Origin of the sequence: Flavobacterium sp. (assembly GCF_031381455.1) — a bacterium.
In the GTDB taxonomy this organism is placed as follows: Bacteria; Bacteroidota; Bacteroidia; order Flavobacteriales; family Flavobacteriaceae; genus Flavobacterium.
Map to the genome: position 1 here is coordinate 1 of NZ_JANMXZ010000044.1, position 18304 is coordinate 18304.

Annotated in this window: 10 protein-coding genes; 6 read left to right on the forward strand and 4 right to left on the reverse strand. The window is 36.3% G+C overall.

From position 1 onward, the window contains the following. Both RMN97_RS10945 and RMN97_RS10950 read left to right on the forward strand, forming a co-directional pair. Nucleotides 1-4099, forward strand: a 4099-nt coding sequence (locus tag RMN97_RS10945) for a T9SS type A sorting domain-containing protein (RefSeq protein WP_309614560.1), incomplete at its 5' end; no start/stop codon positions are given. A 281-nt stretch (nt 4100-4380) separates the two neighbouring features. Beyond that, nucleotides 4381-10302: a GEVED domain-containing protein gene (locus tag RMN97_RS10950; protein ID WP_309614561.1), complete on the forward strand. Its 5922-nt coding sequence runs from the start codon at nt 4381-4383 to the stop codon at nt 10300-10302. Nucleotides 10303-10361: 59 nt separating this feature from the next. Here RMN97_RS10950 and obgE read toward each other — a convergent pair whose 3' ends face one another. The 4 genes from obgE to hpt all read right to left on the reverse strand — a co-directional run bounded on the left by obgE (nt 10362) and on the right by hpt (nt 13962). Beyond that, nucleotides 10362-11396, reverse strand: a complete 1035-nt coding sequence (gene obgE / locus RMN97_RS10955) for a GTPase ObgE (RefSeq protein ID WP_309614562.1) — start codon at nt 11394-11396, stop codon at nt 10362-10364. Between the two features lie 97 nt (nt 11397-11493). Beyond that, nucleotides 11494-12717: a hemolysin family protein gene (locus tag RMN97_RS10960; RefSeq protein ID WP_409024892.1), complete on the reverse strand. Its 1224-nt coding sequence runs from the start codon at nt 12715-12717 to the stop codon at nt 11494-11496. 108 nt (nt 12718-12825) lie between these two features. Continuing rightward, a complete protein-coding gene (locus RMN97_RS10965) occupies nt 12826-13398 on the reverse strand; it encodes an adenylate kinase (protein WP_309614564.1) in 573 nt (190 codons plus the stop codon). A 33-nt stretch (nt 13399-13431) separates the two neighbouring features. Next, the gene (gene hpt, locus RMN97_RS10970) at nt 13432-13962 is read right to left on the reverse strand and encodes a hypoxanthine phosphoribosyltransferase (RefSeq protein WP_309614565.1); all 531 of its coding nucleotides are present in this window, start codon (nt 13960-13962) and stop codon (nt 13432-13434) included. Nucleotides 13963-14066: 104 nt separating this feature from the next. On the opposite strand from hpt, the gene RMN97_RS10975 reads away from it, so the two are divergent. From RMN97_RS10975 to RMN97_RS10990, 4 genes are all read left to right on the forward strand, one after another. Next, nucleotides 14067-14195, forward strand: a complete 129-nt coding sequence (locus tag RMN97_RS10975) for a hypothetical protein (protein WP_309614566.1) — start codon at nt 14067-14069, stop codon at nt 14193-14195. A gap of 99 nt (nt 14196-14294) precedes the next feature. Next, nucleotides 14295-15458, forward strand: coding sequence for a 5-(carboxyamino)imidazole ribonucleotide synthase (locus tag RMN97_RS10980; protein ID WP_309614567.1), 1164 nt, complete (start codon nt 14295-14297; stop codon nt 15456-15458). A gap of 114 nt (nt 15459-15572) precedes the next feature. Then, a complete protein-coding gene (purE, locus tag RMN97_RS10985; RefSeq protein ID WP_309614568.1) occupies nt 15573-16058 on the forward strand; it encodes a 5-(carboxyamino)imidazole ribonucleotide mutase in 486 nt (161 codons plus the stop codon). A 102-nt stretch (nt 16059-16160) separates the two neighbouring features. Next, nucleotides 16161-18188, forward strand: coding sequence for a M3 family metallopeptidase (locus tag RMN97_RS10990; RefSeq protein ID WP_309614569.1), 2028 nt, complete (start codon nt 16161-16163; stop codon nt 18186-18188). Nucleotides 18189-18304 lie beyond the last annotated feature (116 nt).

The following is an 18304-nucleotide window of genomic DNA, read 5'->3' on the forward strand; positions in this document are numbered from 1 at the left end:
GTGTACTGCCGTAAATTCTAATAATGCAGCGTTGGTGGTTAACCAACTTCCTGCCATAACGGCTCATCCTGCAGTTACTCAAACAGTATGTTCGGGTGCTGCCGTTAGTTTTTCTGTTACTGCAACGGGTACTGGTTTAACTTATCAATGGTTTAAAGGTGCTACGCAAATTAATAATGGCGGTAGCGTTTCTGGTGCTACATCGGCAACCTTAACAATCAATCCTACAACTACTGCTGATGCTTCTACAACTTATAATTGTGTGGTTAGCGGAACTTGTTCCCCTAGTGTTACTTCTAACAATGCTACATTAATTGTAAACTCATTATCGGTTGGAGGATCAGCAACAATAACCCATACGGCCAATTCTAGTGGTACCATGATAGCTTTACCTTCATCAGTAAGTACTTATACCGATTGTCATTTTTCTTCCGGAATTTTAGCTCTTAACGGACAAACAGGCTCCGTTCTTCGATGGGAATCTTCAACAGATGCAGGAAATACTTGGCTGAATTTAGGTGGTGCTGGTAATACTACTTTTAATTATATTAATGCAACAGCAACTACTAGTTTTAGGGCTGTTGTTCAAAATGCATCTTGTAATATTACCTATTCTACACCTGCTATATTATTTGTAATTCCAAACATTAAGCCTTTGCCTGTAAGTGCGAGTCCGTCTACTATATGTGCAGGACAATCTACTACTTTAACTTCTTTAAGCGGTTATTCAACTAGTCAAAATATACAATATGGTGGACTTTTTAATAATGCTAATCCTGCAGGTTGGTTAGTGGATGGAAATGGAGTTTTTAGTGCAAGTGCAGATAATGGAAATCCAACTTTCTTTAAAGAAACAAATGGGAATGCTTCCGCTGAATATGATACGACAAGTAATGATAAATTTGCTATGGCAAGAGGAAATTTAGACAGCACACTACAAACTCCAATTTTTGATCTTTTTGGATTATCCTCAGCAAATCTAACATTTAATCATGCTCATAAATTGGTTCCTGGTGCATGGGGCAAAGTAGAACTTTCATTTAATGGTGGAGCAACTTATCCTGTAACATTGGCTACTTACACTGGAAATCAAGGTCCGTACAATCAATTTAACACTGCTATAAGTATCAATTTAAATGCCTATTTAGGATATGCTAACTTAAGAATACGATTTAACTTTCATGGATTGCAGGCTAAAGCACCAGGAATTAATGGTGATGCATGGGTTATCGATAATGTAACTATTCCCCAAGCTCCAGTACCAGCACTTACTTCTTTATGGACAGACATCACATCGAATGCTACTGTCAGCGTTACTAATGCTACCAATGTAACAGTATACCCAACAGTAACTACTACCTACGCTGTAACCTCTTTTCTTAATGGTTGTACTAGTTATGGGGCAGAAGGAACTACGTATATTACAGTCACAGTAAATCAACTACCAATAGTAACAGCTTCGTCTCCAACAATTTGTTCGGGTGATGTGAGCAGTATTCCATTATCTAGTGCTGTAGTAGGAACACAAACTTCAACAACATTTACATGGTTAGTAGCACAAATTGATGCTACCGGTGCAAGTGCTGGTTCAGGTAGTGCAATCAATCAAACTTTAACAGCTACTGGAATGGTTCAAGGTGTTGTCACTTATACAATCATTCCAACAGCAAATGGTTGTATTGGTCCTTCAAGAACTATAGAGGCAAGAGTAAACCCAAGACCGAAAGCAGATATCCAACCATCTCAAACAATATGTTATGGCGGAACAGCAACATTTAGCATTACACTTGAAGGAACTGGTCCATGGAACTTAACATATAGTAATGGTGTCGCCGCAACTACAGTTAATGGAATAACTACTAGTCCATATATTTTTAGTGTAAGCGGAATGACTGTTAATAGAACATTTACTGTAACGGCTTTAAGTGATACAAGATGTACTGCTAGAAGTCAAGATTTAACAGGTGCAGCTGTTGTAACAGTATTAAATGGAATTCCAGGTTTATGGACAGGACTTGTTAGCACTGACTGGTTTGATTGTAAAAACTGGGCTGGAGGATTACCTTCAAGCACAATTGATGCACAAATTCAAACCATAACTGTTGCTGGTAGAATGCCAGTTATTGACAGAACATCTCCATTTGCTGCTGCCTATAGCTTCATCGCTACAGCACGTGATTTAATAGTTGCCACTGGCGCTTCTGTAACAATGGTGGCTACAAATAATTCTGAATTACAAATAAGTAGAGATTGGAAAAATAGTGGAAGCTTTATCCCTGGAACAGGAACAGTCACTTTTAATGGCGCTTCTGTGAATCAAATACATAATATCAATTTGGGCATTAAAACGAATGAAACTTTTTATAACTTGACTACAAATACTTCCAATAGTGCCATTGGAATTAGCGTTGTTGATGGATTTGAATTGACGGTTGCAAACAATTTGTCCTTATTGAGTGGCGATATACGATTAGTGGGTGAAGCCCAAATTGTTCAAAATGGTACAGCGGCAAATCCTTCATCAGGAACTGGAAAAATTTTGAAAGACCAACAAGGTAATAGAAGCAGTTATCATTATAACTATTGGTCATCTCCCGTTACTACGAATGGTACAAATTACTCTTTAAGTGGTGTTTTACGAGATGGTACTGACTCGGCTACAAATTCATTTAATCCGAGTCCAATAACGTTTGGCGGTGGCGCTTATTTTGCCGATGGCGCAATTACCTCTCCTGTAAAACTAAGTACAAGGTGGTTATTTAAATATACCAGCGTTAGTACAGTATATGCAGGATGGCAATTTATTGGAAATACAGGAACCGTAAATATTGGTGAAGGCTTTACTATGAAAGGCGTTACCGGAATTGCACCATTTACAACTCCACAGAATTATGTTTTTGTTGGTAAACCAAATAATGGAACTATTCCTTTGTCAATTTCTTTAAATCAAAGTTATTTAGTTGGAAACCCTTATCCATCTGCCTTAGATGCTGATGAATTCATAAAAGACAACATAAAAGATGGTGCCGGAAGAGCTGCAACCAATATTTTTAATGGTACTTTATATTTTTGGGATCACTTTGGAGGACAAACGCATATTTTAAATCAATATATTGGTGGCTATGCAAGTTATACATTAATGGGCGGCGTAGTAGGCATTTCGAACGATCCATTGGTAAATGCTAACGGCTCAATGGGAACAAGAGTGGCAAAACGATACATCCCTGTAGCCCAAGGATTTTTTATTGGTACGGGTTCAAATGCAGCATTAACCGGAAACAATCCTGGATTGAGTACAGCGGTTACTGGTGGAACTATTAATTTTAAAAACAGTCAACGAACTTTCAAAATAGAATCGGCAAGCAACTCTGTGTTTTTCAAAACAAATAATCAGAATCATACTGTAAATGACACTGATGATGCTAGACAAAAAATCAGATTGTTGTATCAGTCGCCTTCCAATATACATAGACAACTTTTAGTGGGAGTTGATGAAAACGCTACCAGTTATTTTGATGTTGGTTATGATGCTCCGATAGTTGATGAAAATGCAGAAGATTTGTATTGGAATGCCAGCGATGCCAAATTGACTATTCAGGCTGTTTCAAATTTTAATCTAGATCAAATTTTGCCTCTTGGTTTAAAAACTGCAATAGCTGGCATATGTACAATCAAAGTGGATACACTGGAAAACATATCAGAAGATACGCAATTATACATTCATGATGCTGAAACCGGAACGGACTATGATATTAAAAATGCCGATTTTAGTATTTCGTTACCAATTGGCATCTACAATGATCGATTTTCTCTACGTTTCACTGGAAGTGCATTAGGAACTAATATTCCTGAACAAAATAGTAATCCAATAATCTATTTTACAAATAGTAATAACATCTTAAATATTGATACAAAATATATCATAAAAACAGTAAAATTATATAACCTATTAGGTCAATTTATTTCTGAACATGATGTTCAAAATCAAGTAACAGGAACCATCCAAATTCCTTTATTAAATTTATCTAGTGGAACTTATATAGTAAAAGCAATAACTGATGACCATAACATTTACAGTCAAAAAATAATTAAAAATTAAATTTTTTGAAAAATAGTTGAAATATCATCGAAATGCTTCAAAATGAAGCATTTCGCCATTTGTAATATCGCCACAAAGCCTATGCTTTTGTGCTAATAATTTAATCCCAATAGTAAAAACAGTCATTTTTTTAAACATTTGACAATTTTATATTAAAAGTCTAAATATGTTAACAACTACGTTAATAATCAATCTATTAAATAAATTTATTTCGCTTTTTTTCTTAAATTTGTTTAATATGTCAAAATTAAAAATTGTTGCAATGAAAATTAAAAATGCTTATGAAAAACAAATACACACGCAATAATGTTCCGCTTTTAAGAATTAAAATATTAACCACAATACTATTTTTCATTTGTGCTATATCTTCTGTAAAAGCACAATCACCATCAAACTTTACAACATCAGGGACATGGATTTGTCCTGCTGGAGTTACTACTATCCAGGTTGAAGCATACGGTGGTGGTGGTGGTGGTGGATACGGCGGTGGTGGAAATGGTGATGGCGGCGGCGGCGGCGGCGGCGGAGCTTATAGAATAATCACAAACATTGCGGTAACTCCTGGAACACCATATACTATAACGGTTGGATCTGGAGGTGCTGGTGGATCAACAAGTACTGGAGGAACTGCTAACGGCTCAAACGGAACAGCCTCTACAGCAGTTTTTGGAGCTATAACAGTAACAGCTAACCCTGGATTTGGAGGAAATGGATATAATAATACCCCAACTGGTGGTGCTGGTGGTGCTGGTGGAACAGCAACTGGAGGAACAGGAGCTACAGGAACTGGTACAAATAGCGGTGGCGGTGGCGGTGGTGCAGGTACAACTGGAAACGGAGGATCAACCACAACCATAGCTGCAGGAACATCGGGTGGTGGAAACGCCGGCGCAGGAGGATTAGGAAGTGCAGCCAATACTGCAATAGGTTTAGTTGGAGGGAATTATGGTGGTGGAGGCAGTGGTGGTACTAGAAACAGTATTGGAGGTGATGGTGCTGGCGGATATATAAGAGTAACTTTTACTTGTCTTGTAAATACTATTGCGGCAGCTGGAACAGATCAAACCTTAACCGCTTGTACAACAACAGCTACTTTAGCTGGAAATGCACCAACTTATGGCACAGGAACTTGGACACTTATCTCCGGAACAGCAACTATAACTTCTCCTAATTCGCCAACATCAACTATAACAGGAATTATACCAGGAACTCCAGTAACTTTACGTTGGACAATAGACAATGGAAGGTGTGGAAGTACTATTGACGATGTTATAATTACTTCACCAATTGGTGCTGGTTGCTGGAATTACTGCACACCAAGTGTAGCAATTTTATCTCCATCTGTTCCAATAACATCTGTTAGTTTTAACACGATCAATAATGCTTCAACTGGCACAACTGGTTATGAGAATTTTTCTTCAATTTCTACAACTGTTACAGCAGGATATTCATACACATTAACGGTTTTAATAATTGGACTAGCACCAAATCCCCATTATACAAGCGTATGGTTTGATTGGAATAATAACGGAACTTTTGGTGCAGGTGAAGAAACTCAATTAGGAACAAATACAACCTCTTCTAATGCATTTACCACTACCATAACAATTCCTTCAACGGCTGTTATTGGCAATACAAGAATGAGAGTTATTAATAGACTTTTAACGGGATATGCTCCAGCTTGTGGACCGATAAATTATGGACAATATGAAGATTATACTTTAAATATTGTTGCACCACCAGCTTGTATAACTCCAACAGCACAACCAACAGCTTTAGTTTTAGCTCCTAGTGGAACATCGCTAGCAGGAAGTTTTACAGCAGCTTCGCCCTCACCTAATAATTATTTGGTTTATATAAGTCAAGTAAATACTGCTCCTACTTTAGTAAATGGAAATACCTATTCTACAGGTGCTTTTGGTGCAGGATTTATTGTTGATTTAGATTCTAATACTAGTTTTGTAGCGACAGGATTAAACGTTTCAACATTATATTATGTTTTTGTCTTTTCTTATAATTCAATTTGTAGCGGAACTACGCCTACCTATTTTACCACAAGCCCGTTAACAGGTTCCACTACTACATTGGCTACAAGTTATTGTATTCCAACAGGTAGTTTAGACTGTACAAGTGGCGATTATATAGCTAATGTTACCTTTAACACCTTAAACAATAGTAGTACTTGTGCTCCTGGTGGTTATATAAATTATCCCGTTTCTGGCGGTCTTACTACCACTTTAATTCGTGGAAATACTTTTAATTTAAGCATTAGTACTGGACCAGCTAACAAAAAACATGGTGCAGCCGTTTGGATAGATTTTAATCAAAATGGCGTTTTTGACACAACAGAATACTTCTTAATTGGTAATAATATTATTGCCAACTCTACAAATACAATTGCGGTCGCTATTCCTGTTGGCGCAACATTAGGACAAACTCGTATGAGAATTCGTTATGCTCAAAAAGTTACCATGGCAAATAATTTGCCTTGTACAATGAGTGGAAGTTTTGGAGAAACAGAAGATTATACTGTAACTATTTCTACACCAATAGCTTGTGTTGCGCCATCAGCACAACCAACAGCTTTATTATTAAATGCAACTGAAACAACTATTACAGGTAATTTTACAGCAGCAAGTCCAGCACCAAATAATTATTTAGTTGTTTACAGTACATCACCAACTACACCAACTCCTGTTAACGGAACAAGTTACACTATAATTGGAGGCCCAGTACCTGGTGGTTTATTAGCTGATAATGATGCCAATACCTCTTTTGTAATTTCAGGATTAAGCACAACGATAACAACTTACTATATTTTTGTATTTAGTTATAATTCAATTTGTACTGGCGGCCCAACTTATAACCTTGTTAGTCCATTGACTGGTAATGTTACAACAATTGCTAATAATTACTGTACACCAACTGTTACAAGTGGCCAACAAAGTTTGGGTTATTTTTCCGAAGTTAGTTTTATAGGTACTTTAAATGATACTTCTAATTTTTCAACTTATTCTTTGAGCGCACCATGGGGTTATCAAGACTTTACTGGCTTAAGCAATATAGCTAGTCAAGCCCAAGGACAAGGTGTGAATGTTTCGGTTCAAGCTATCAATTCTTCTTACTTGAAAGCTTGGGTTGATTGGGATAAGGATGGTGATTTTAATGATGGTGCAACACCACCTTTAATTCCTTCTTCAGAATTAGTATATGATTCTGGGATAATTGGTACTGGCTCAGCCACTTTTGGTTTTGTTATACCAGCAAATCAACCAGTTGGAAATTACAGAGTTAGAATACGTGCAAATAGTTATGATAATACTTCTCCATTTGATGCAAATTCAACAAATAATTTTAATTCATGTGGAAATATCAATTATCCTGGTGAAACAGAAGATTATATTTTTACCGTAGTTGCCAATTGTAATGCAATAATAGCAACAGTAACTGATGGTAAAACCTGCGGAACAGGAACTGTTGATTTGGAAGCCACAAGTTCAGTTGTAGTGCCGGTTGTATCAGAATTTAGATGGTACACTACTCCTACTGGCTCAACTCTTGTAGACACAACCTACTTTTCTGGAAGTTGGACTACGCCTCCTATCAATACAACAACTACTTATTATGTAACGGCTTTTAATGGATGCGAATCCTTGGTTCGTACTCCGGTAAAAGCTATTGTGAGTCCTGTTCCTGTTCTTAATTATTTGCCGGCAAGTCCAGTTTCTTGCGGGGAAGATGTTGGTGTTGAAATATCTGCTACAGGAGATGTTGAGGAAGTATATTTAATCAATGAGGATTTTGATTCAGGATTGGGAACTTTTACGAACACCAATATTACTTCTAGTGTTCGTAATGCCGATACTCAGTGGCAAAATAGAACAAGTACCTATATTCCAACAGCTATATCAGGTACAAATACATGGTATCCTGCAATAGCTTCCGGAATAAATGGAGACGGATTTGCTATGGCTACTTCTGATTTTGGTGATGCTTTTCCATACGTTCAAAACCAAATTGCTTCTGCGACAGTTAGTACTTTAAATTTCACAAGTTTAACTTTGAGTTTGAGAATGTTTTATTCAAGATACTTTATTGATGGTTTGTATCCCGCAGAAGAATTTATTACCATAGATGTTTCAACTAATAATGGAACTAACTGGATAGAAATAAAACGTTTTACTGAAGATATAGGAATAGGAACAAAATTTGAAACATTAACTTATGATTTGTCTTCTTATATTGGTGTAAGTCAACTTAAAGTAAGAGTGAGATATTACAATAACAACTGGTGCGATGGAATTGCTATTGACGATGTTGAATTGTATGGTAACAGACCAAATGTTAACTTGAATTGGACAACTACTTTGCCAATATTTACAGATGCTGCTTGTCAAAATGCATATGACCCTTTAACCACTGCTTCCGTTATATATGTTAAACCAACTTTGGCTCAATTAGAACTTACTAGTTTTAACTTTACAGTGAATGCTGAGCTAGATAATGGATGTATTTCAACAAAAGTTATTACTGTAACAAATAATTCTAAAGTATGGTCAGGTGGAACAATAAGTGCTGAAACTCAGTGGGAAAATCCAGCTAACTGGAGACCTAACGGAGTTCCTTCCGCTAGCAATTGTATAATTATACCAGATACTACATTCGACCCAATTATATCAGGTACAAGTTATGATGCTTTTGGGAAAAATATTAAGGTAAAATCAGGTGGAATTCTAACTGTAAATTCAGACAACAACATAACAATTACTGATGAGGTTACAGTAAATAATGGCGGATTATTTGACATAAAAAACAGTGCAAGTTTATTGCAAACAAACGATGCGGCAATTAATACCGGAAGTATAAAAATGACCCGAACTACTAGAGCAATGACCAGATTTGCATATGTTTATGCAGGTTCACCAATTGCCGAAAATGCTTTTAGTCAAATACCAACACAATTTGATTTTAAATACAGATGGACATCGGGTACAATGAATGGATCTTGGGTTGGACTTTCTGCACTAACTTCGGGAGAAGGTTTTATTGCCCGAGTTAAAAATATTGCTCCATTTAGCACAGGAACAGGAACTATTGATTTTGTATATACGGGAACTCCAAAAAATGGAGTTGTTAATGTAAATGTTGACAGCTATGATTCGAGTTCATTGGTAGCAGGAAATACTGTTTTATTGGCAAATACTTATCCAAGTGCAATTAATGGCAGCTCCCTTTTAACATTTGCTGGCAATACAGAATTAGGTGGTACTTTATTCTTTTGGACATCAGTTACACTATATTCTGGAAGTGGCCCGTACTCTTTGACAGATTATGGAAGTTGGAATTTATCCGGAGGTGTTGGAACATCTCCAAGTAGCGACCCAACCAATACTAGTTTAAAACCTAACGGTAAAATTGCCGCCGGACAAGGTTTCTTTGCTCAGGCTTTCGCCGATGGACAAATTAGTTTTAACGACAACATGCGTGTTCCCGATTTTAACTCTCAATTTTTTAAAACTGGAAATACGACCCAAAGCGAGGAGAAAAACAGAATTTGGCTGAACCTTTACAGCGATACTACTTTTAGACAAATGTTAGTGGGTTATCTTGATGGCGCTACTAATGGCCATGACAGATTGTATGATGGTGACGCCTTTACAAACAATGAAATAAATATTTATTCTTTGTTGGATAATAGAAAATTAGTGATTCAAGGAAAAGCATTACCATTTGATGAAAATGATATTATTCCGTTAGGTTACAAAATTACAAACGGTGGGATTTACTCTATAAAAATAGATGAATTGGATGGTATTTTTAATGGTAATCAAAACGTTTATTTGAGAGACAAATTACTGGCTATTGACCATGATATAAAAGCTGCGCCTTATAGTTTTACTACTGTAGCCGGTACATTTGACAACCGATTTGACTTAGTATTTGTCAGCAATGCTTTAGGAACAAACAACCCTAATGAAATAAATACTTTTGCTTCGATTTACAATAATGTAATCAGAATAGAATCTAATGAGTTTATTAAAGAAATCAGTCTTTACGATATCGCTGGTAAACTTATAAATAACTATTCTTTGACCGAGATTAAAAAGCAATTTTCTGACGCATTCAATTACCCTAATGGAGTTTATATTGCCAAAATTACTTTAGATAATGGTATTGTGGTTGCCAAAAAACTAATACATTAATGATTAATTTTTAAACAAAAATCCCGTCTAGTTCAAAAAAACGAGACGGGATTTTGTATTTATAAACCATGACTGTTTTCCGGTTCTTCGGTGTCAACGTTGAGCATTTCCCAAAGTTTGTCTTTTAGTTCCGTTAATCCTTGCTGTGCAACAGAAGAAATAAACATAAACGGAATTCCTTTGATTTCCTTTTTCAGTTGTGCTTTTAGCTCTGCTTTTAATTCGTCATCCAACATATCGCATTTTGAAACAACTAATAATTTATCCTTATCTAACATTTCCGGATTGTATCGACGTAATTCGTCTAACAAAATTTCATATTCTTTTTTGATATCATCGGCATCGGCTGGAACCAAAAACAATAGCGTAGAGTTTCTTTCAATATGACGTAAGAAATAATGTCCTAATCCTTTTCCTTCTGCTGCACCTTCAATAATTCCGGGAATATCTGCCATAATAAATGATTTGAATTCACGATAGGCAACAATTCCCAAATTAGGTTTCAAAGTAGTAAACGGATAATCTGCAATTTTTGGCTTGGCCGAAGTCAACACAGAAAGCAAAGTCGATTTTCCTGCATTTGGAAAACCTACTAAACCAACATCTGCCAAAACTTTCAACTCTAAGACAATATCCAATTCTTCGGGTGGCATTCCAGGTTGTGCATAACGCGGCGTTTGATTGGTAGAACTTCTAAAATTCCAGTTTCCTAATCCGCCTTTACCGCCTTTGGCTAGAATTCTTTCTTCGCCATTTTCGGTTATTTCAAACAAAACTTCATCTGTTTCTTTATCACGAACAACCGTTCCTAACGGAACTTCAATCGTAATATCTTCGCCATCGTGACCTGTACTCCTAGAACTTCCGCCATCGCCACCATGACCTGCTTTGACATGACGGGCAAACTTAAGGTGAAACAACGTCCAAAGACCTTTATTCCCTTTTAATATAACGTGTCCGCCACGACCACCATCACCACCATCAGGACCGCCTTTTTCAATAAATTTCTCTCTATGTAGATGCGATGAACCCTTTCCTCCTTTTCCGGATGAAACATATATTTTTACGTAGTCTACAAAATTTCCCTCTGTCATAATTTCAGTTTTTATCCCGAAGCTTCGGAATCAGTTTTCAGTCTCAGTTTCGCTATTTACAACTACTGTAAACTGCGACTGCGACTGTCAACTTATTTTACTCTTTAATTGCTTTCACTAGCACTTTATCAATCTTCACGCCATCCATGTCAATGATTTCTAGTTCTAATTTGTTCCAAACTAACTTTTCTCCCGTTGTTGGAATTTTACCCATTTCGGTCATTATTAATCCGCTTACAGTAGTAACTTCATAATCGTTGGTCAACTCATCCATATCAAAATAAGTCAAGAAATCATGTAATGAATACAATCCATCAACCAACCAAGTTCCATCTTCACGTGATAGCAATTGGTATTCGTCTTCATCAAAATCCGACGCGTCACCAACCAAAGCTTCCAAAATATCATTCAGTGTAATTATCCCTTGAAACACGCCGTACTCATCGGTAACAAAAGCATAATGTACTTTCGATTTTTTGAAATTCTCTAATGCTTTATATGCCGAAGTATGCTCAATCAAATAAACTGGTGATTTCGTAATCGATTTTAGATTGAATTTTCCTTTTTCAAAATTAGCAAACAAATCTTTTAGCAAAACCACACCTTCTACATCGTCCATACTCTCTTTACAAACAGGATATATAGAATGTAATTCATCAAGCATTTTGGCTTTTAATTCCTCTATCGAATCTTCATATGAAAGATAAACAATGGATTGTCGGTGTGTCATCAACGAATTGATTTTTCTGTCGCCGATATGAAAAACGCGCTCCACTATGTCTTGTTCTATTTCCTGCACTTCGCCGCCTTCGGTTCCTTCTTTGATGATGGCTTTAATTTCTTCTTCGGTTACTTTCCCGTCCGCAGTTGGTTTTATATTTAACACTTTTAACAATCCGTCTGTAGAAATGGTCAATAACCAAATAAACGGTGCTGTAATTTGTGAAATGATTTTCATTGGAACAGCGACAGCTTTGGCAATATTTTCAGGATGATTTAGTCCAATTCTTTTTGGTAATAATTCGCCTAAAACCAAAGAAAAGAAAGTCAAAATTACCACGACAACTCCAACTCCAATAGAATCCGAATAAGGTTTCAAAAAAGCAAAACCTGCTATAAATGCCTGTACATCATGAGTTATTTTATCTCCTGAATAAATACCTGTCAAAATTCCGATTAACGTAATTCCGATTTGAACCGTTGACAGAAATTTGTTTGGTGCATTGACTAAATCCAATGCAGTTTTTGCTCCTTTATTTCCTTTTTTTGCTGCGGTTTCTAAACGGTTTTTACGCGCCGAAATCAACGCAATTTCCGACATGGAAAAAACGCCGTTAAGCAGTATTAAAAAAAGTATGATGAGTATTTCCATTTTGAGTTATAAGTTATAAGTTATAAGTTGTAATAACCAATAACAAAAAATTGTTTTTTAAAATTTGTCGAAAACGTTAGTCAAACGTTCCGTTACTTCTGCAATTGTTCCAATGCCGTCCACTGAATGAAATTTGCCTTGCGCTTTGTAATAATCCATCAATGGAGCCGTTTTTTGATTGTATTCGTCATAACGGTTTCTGATTTTTTCTTCGTCTTGATCGTCTGGTCTTCCCGAAGTTTTACCTCTTTCTAACAAACGTGCTACTAAAATAGTATCATCAGCTTCCAACGCTACAGTTGCCGTAACGCCTTGATTTTTTGATTCCAAAAAGACATCCAAAGCTGCTGCTTGTGCTAATGTTCTTGGGAAACCATCAAATAAAAACCCAGCTGATTGTGGATTTTTATCTACTTCGGTTTGCAACATTTGAATGGTAACCTCATCCGGAACCAAATCACCTTTATCCATAAACGTTTTGGCAAGTTGACCTAATTCAGTATTGTTCTTGATATTATACCTAAAAATATCTCCCGTTGAAAGATGAGTCAGATTGTATTTTTCTTTTAAAAATTCAGCTTGTGTGCCTTTTCCTGCACCTGGCTTTCCGAAAAGAACGATGTTGATCATTTTTGAAAAAAGTTTATGAGTTTAAAAGTTTATTTACTGCGCTAATTGATAAATATCCGGTAAATTCCTTCCTAATCCATCATAGTCTAAACCATAACCAACAATGAATTTATTTGGAATTCTGATACCAACGTAATCAATTTTAATATCTTTTTTATAAGCTTCAGGTTTGAAGAAAAGTGTTGCAATTTTTAAATGCTTTACCTTTTTTTTCTTGAAAATAGCTTTCAATTCTTCAACCGTATTTCCGGTATCAACGATGTCTTCTACCACCACAACTGTTCTTCCTTCTAAATCCTGATTTAATCCAATCAACTGTTTTACTTCATTGGTCGTTTCAGTTCCTTCATACGAAGCCATTTTTACAAAACTCACTTCACACATGCCACGATATTGTTTCATCAAATCGCTCATCACCATAAAAGCGCCATTCAAAACACCAATAAATACTGGTACTTCATCAAAAAAATCATCATCCATTTGTTTAGCCATATTCTTGATTGCAAAATCAATTTCCTCTGAAGAAATAAATGGCTCGAAAGTTTTGTCGTGAAGGTGTATCATTTTTTGGAATTTAAAATAAGGTGCAAAGATAAGAACTTGGAAGTTAGAAGCTAGACCTTAGAAGTGAAAATGTTAAATAAAAATGGATTTTTTATATTTACAAAATGGATATGACTTTTTTTAACCGAATTGCAAAAAGCAACACCTCCACCATTTGCAGAAATGACATTCGTGATTTTGTTGTAGAAAATCCGGAATACTTAAAAGATTTAGTTGCAATCGGCTGGATATAAAGCTGCGGCTAGAGAAGTTTTAAGAAAAATATAACGATTTTTTTTGGATTTGATATAGTATATTTGCAACACACAACTACAACACAATAACTAAGACGAATGAACTATTTCTCTTCCGATTTCAAACTGGGAATTCTCGGTGGTGGACAATTAGGCAAAATGCTATTGGCCGAAACCCGAAAATTCGATATTCAAACCTATGTTTTAGATCCAAGTGCAGCAGCTCCATCACAATTTGGTGCTACTCATTTCTTTATTGGTGATTTAATGGATTTTGATACCGTTTATGAATTTGGACAAAAAGTCGATTTGCTAACCATCGAAATTGAGAATGTAAATCTTGACGCTTTGGACAAACTGGAAGCTGAAGGGCTAAAAGTTTATCCATCACCAAAAACATTGCGACTCATTCAGAACAAAGGCGTTCAGAAAGATTTTTATTTTGAAAACAATATCCCAACTTCACCACACCAACGATTTGTAGACCTTAATAATTTAAAGTCTGCAGTCACATTGAGTGATACCGAAACTTCGGTAGAGTTGCCGTTTGTTTGGAAAGCTGCCCAGTTTGGTTACGACGGAAATGGTGTAAAAGTAGTTCGTTCAATTGATGATATCGAAAATCTGCCGAATGTAGAATGTATAGCTGAGCAAATGGTTCCGTTTAAAAACGAACTGGCTGTAATTGTCGCCCGTTCCGTTTCTGGCGAAGTAAAAACCTATCCTGTCGTAGAAATGGAATTCCATCCAGAAGCCAATCAAGTGGAATATGTAATTTGTCCTGCCCGAATTGATACTAAAGTAGCACAAAAAGTAACTGAAATAGCACTTCAGGTTTCCTCCGCCTTTAACCATGTTGGATTACTTGCCGTAGAAATGTTTCAAACGCATGACAATGTAATTTTGGTAAACGAAGTCGCGCCACGACCACACAATTCAGGACATTACAGCATTGAAGCGAGTTATACTTCCCAATTTGAAAACCATGTGCGAGCGATTCTGGATTTGCCTTTGGGAAATACCGCTAGCAAAGTTGCCGGAATTATGGTAAATTTGGTTGGTGCCGTAGGGTATTCAGGAAATGTAGTCTATGAAAACATCGAAAAAATAATGGCAATCGAAGGCGTAACTCCTCACATTTATGGCAAGCGGGAAACTCGTCCATTCCGCAAAATGGGCCACGTAACCATCGTGAATGAAGATATGACTAAAGCCAGAAGAATTGCCGAAGAAGTGAAGAATAGTATTAGAGTAATCAGCTAAAAAAAATAGCCCCAAATTTCACAAATTAGCGCGAATTTAATTTGTGGAAATTTGTGACTCGAGACCAAAGGTCGAACAGACAAAGTAAATTCGTGGTAAAAAAACATAAACAAAATGAGCAAAGTAGCCATAATCATGGGAAGCCAAAGCGATTTGCCAATCATGCAAGAAGCCATCGACATCCTAAAAAGTTTTGATATCGAAACAGAAGTCGACATTGTATCAGCACATAGAACTCCGGAAAAATTATTTGATTTCAGTAAAAAAGCGCACACGCGTGGCATTTCGGTAATCATAGCCGGTGCGGGCGGCGCTGCACATTTACCTGGAATGGTAGCGTCTATGTCGCCATTGCCTGTAATTGGGGTTCCTGTAAAATCGAGCAATTCTATCGATGGATGGGATTCGGTTTTGTCTATTTTACAAATGCCCGGTGGTGTTCCTGTGGCAACTGTTGCGTTGAACGGTGCAAAAAACGCAGGAATTCTGGCAGCACAAATTATAGGAAGCCACGACAAAATGATACTTGATAAAATTATTATTTACAAAGAAAGCCTGAAAGACGCAGTGAATAAATCATCGGACGAACTGAAAAAATAAAAATTAAAACCATTAAGGGATTAAGAAAGATTAAGATTTTGATTTTACTATCATTCTTAATGAACCTTAATGCCTTAATGGTTAAAAAAATAAATTGTCACAATGAAAGTCCTAACACAAAAATTCAATACTAAACACAATACAGCGCCTTTTAGCCAAATCAAATTAGAAGATTACCAACCTGCTTTCGAAGAAAACATAGCGAAAGCCAAAGCAGAAGTTGATGCCATAACCAACAATCCTGAAACACCTACTTTTAAAAATACAATAGAAGCATTAGATTTTTCAGGCGAAGCTTTGGATAGATTATCATCAATTTTCTTCAACATGAATTCGGCTGAAACCTGTGACGAAATGCAAAAAATCGCTCAAGATGTTTCTCCTTTACTAACCGCTTTCAGTAATGATATTGCTTTAAACGAGGATTTATTCAAACGCGTAAAAGCCGTTTACGAACAAAAAGATACGCTGAATTTAACAACAGAACAAGCCACTTTATTAGACAAAAAATTCAAAAGTTTCTCCCGAAACGGAGCACTTTTATCAGAAGATAAAAAAACACGTTTACGCGAAATTGATACGGATTTAGCCAAACTAAAACTGACTTACGGTGAAAATGTTTTGGCAGAAACCAACAATTATCAATTACACATTGTCAATGAAAATGATTTAAAAGGTTTGCCGGAAGGAACAATTGAAGCTGCGTCAAGTCTGGCAAAATTAAAAAATCTAGAAGGTTGGGTTTTTACTTTGGATTATCCAAGTTATATTCCGTTTGTGACATATGCTGACAATCGTGAACTTCGAAAAGAACTCGCAATTGCCAACGGAAAAAAAGCATTTCAGAATAACGAATTCGACAATCAGGAAATTACGTTAAAGATTGCCAAATTACGCTTTGAACGCGCCAATTTATTGGGCTATAAAACGCATTCTGCTTTTGTTTTAGAAGAACGAATGGCGCAAACTCCGGAAAAGGTAAAATCGTTTTTGAATGATTTACATGCAAAGGCAAAACCAGCAGCCGAAAAAGAATTCGCTGAATTAACAGCTTTCGCTAAGGAATTAGACGGAATTGACCAATTAGAAAAATGGGATGGTGCTTATTATTCGGAAAAACTAAAACAAAAACTTTTCGATTTTGATGACGAACAACTAAAGCCTTATTTCAAACTGGAAAACGTTTTGAACGGAGCGTTTACTGTTGCTGAAAAGTTATTTGGAATCACATTCAAAGAAGTTTTTGATATTGATAAATACCATGAAGACGTGCAAACTTTTGAAGTGCTCGACTTCGAAAGAAAATTGATTGCTGTTTTTTATGCTGACTTTTTTCCAAGAAAAGGAAAACGCAACGGTGCCTGGATGACTTCATTCAAACCACAATATATAAAGGATGAAATTAACGAAAGACCACATGTTTCTATTGTGTGCAATTTTACACCTCCAACAGCAAGCAAACCATCGTTACTAACTTTTAATGAAGTCACCACTCTGTTTCATGAATTTGGTCACGCCTTACACGGCATGTTAGCCAATACAACCTATCCAAGTTTATCGGGAACATCAGTGTATTGGGATTTTGTGGAATTGCCAAGTCAGGTTATGGAAAACTGGTGTTACGAACCGGAAGCCTTGGCGATTTTTGCCAAACATTATGAAACCGGAGAAGTCATCCCACAGGAATACGTCAGCAAAATCAAAGAAAGCGCCAGCTTTTTAGAAGGAATGGCAACGTTACGACAACTAAGTTTCGGGATTTTGGATATGGCTTTCCATAGCAATAATCCAAACCAAATTACCGATGTAAAAGCTTTTGAAAAAGAAGCTTTTGGTGGAACTTCTTTATATCCTGATGTAGAAGAAAATTGCATGAGTGTTTCGTTTTCACATATTTTTCAAGGCGGTTATTCTTCAGGTTATTATAGCTATAAATGGGCAGAAGTTTTGGATGCCGATGCGTTTGCGTATTTTCAAGAGAAAGGAATTTTTAATAAAGAAGTCGCCACTAAATTCAAAGAAAACGTATTGTCAAAAGGCGGAACCGAATTGCCAATGGAATTATACAAACGATTCCGTGGACAGGAACCAAAACCTGAAGCGTTGTTAAAACGAGCAGGATTGATTTAGACTTCTTAAATTTTTAGATTGATTAGATTTATAGATAATTAGAACTGGAGTTATGCTTTGATTTTTCGCGTTAGATTTGATATTAAGAGGAGAATGTCCAGTGGACATTAGGATTT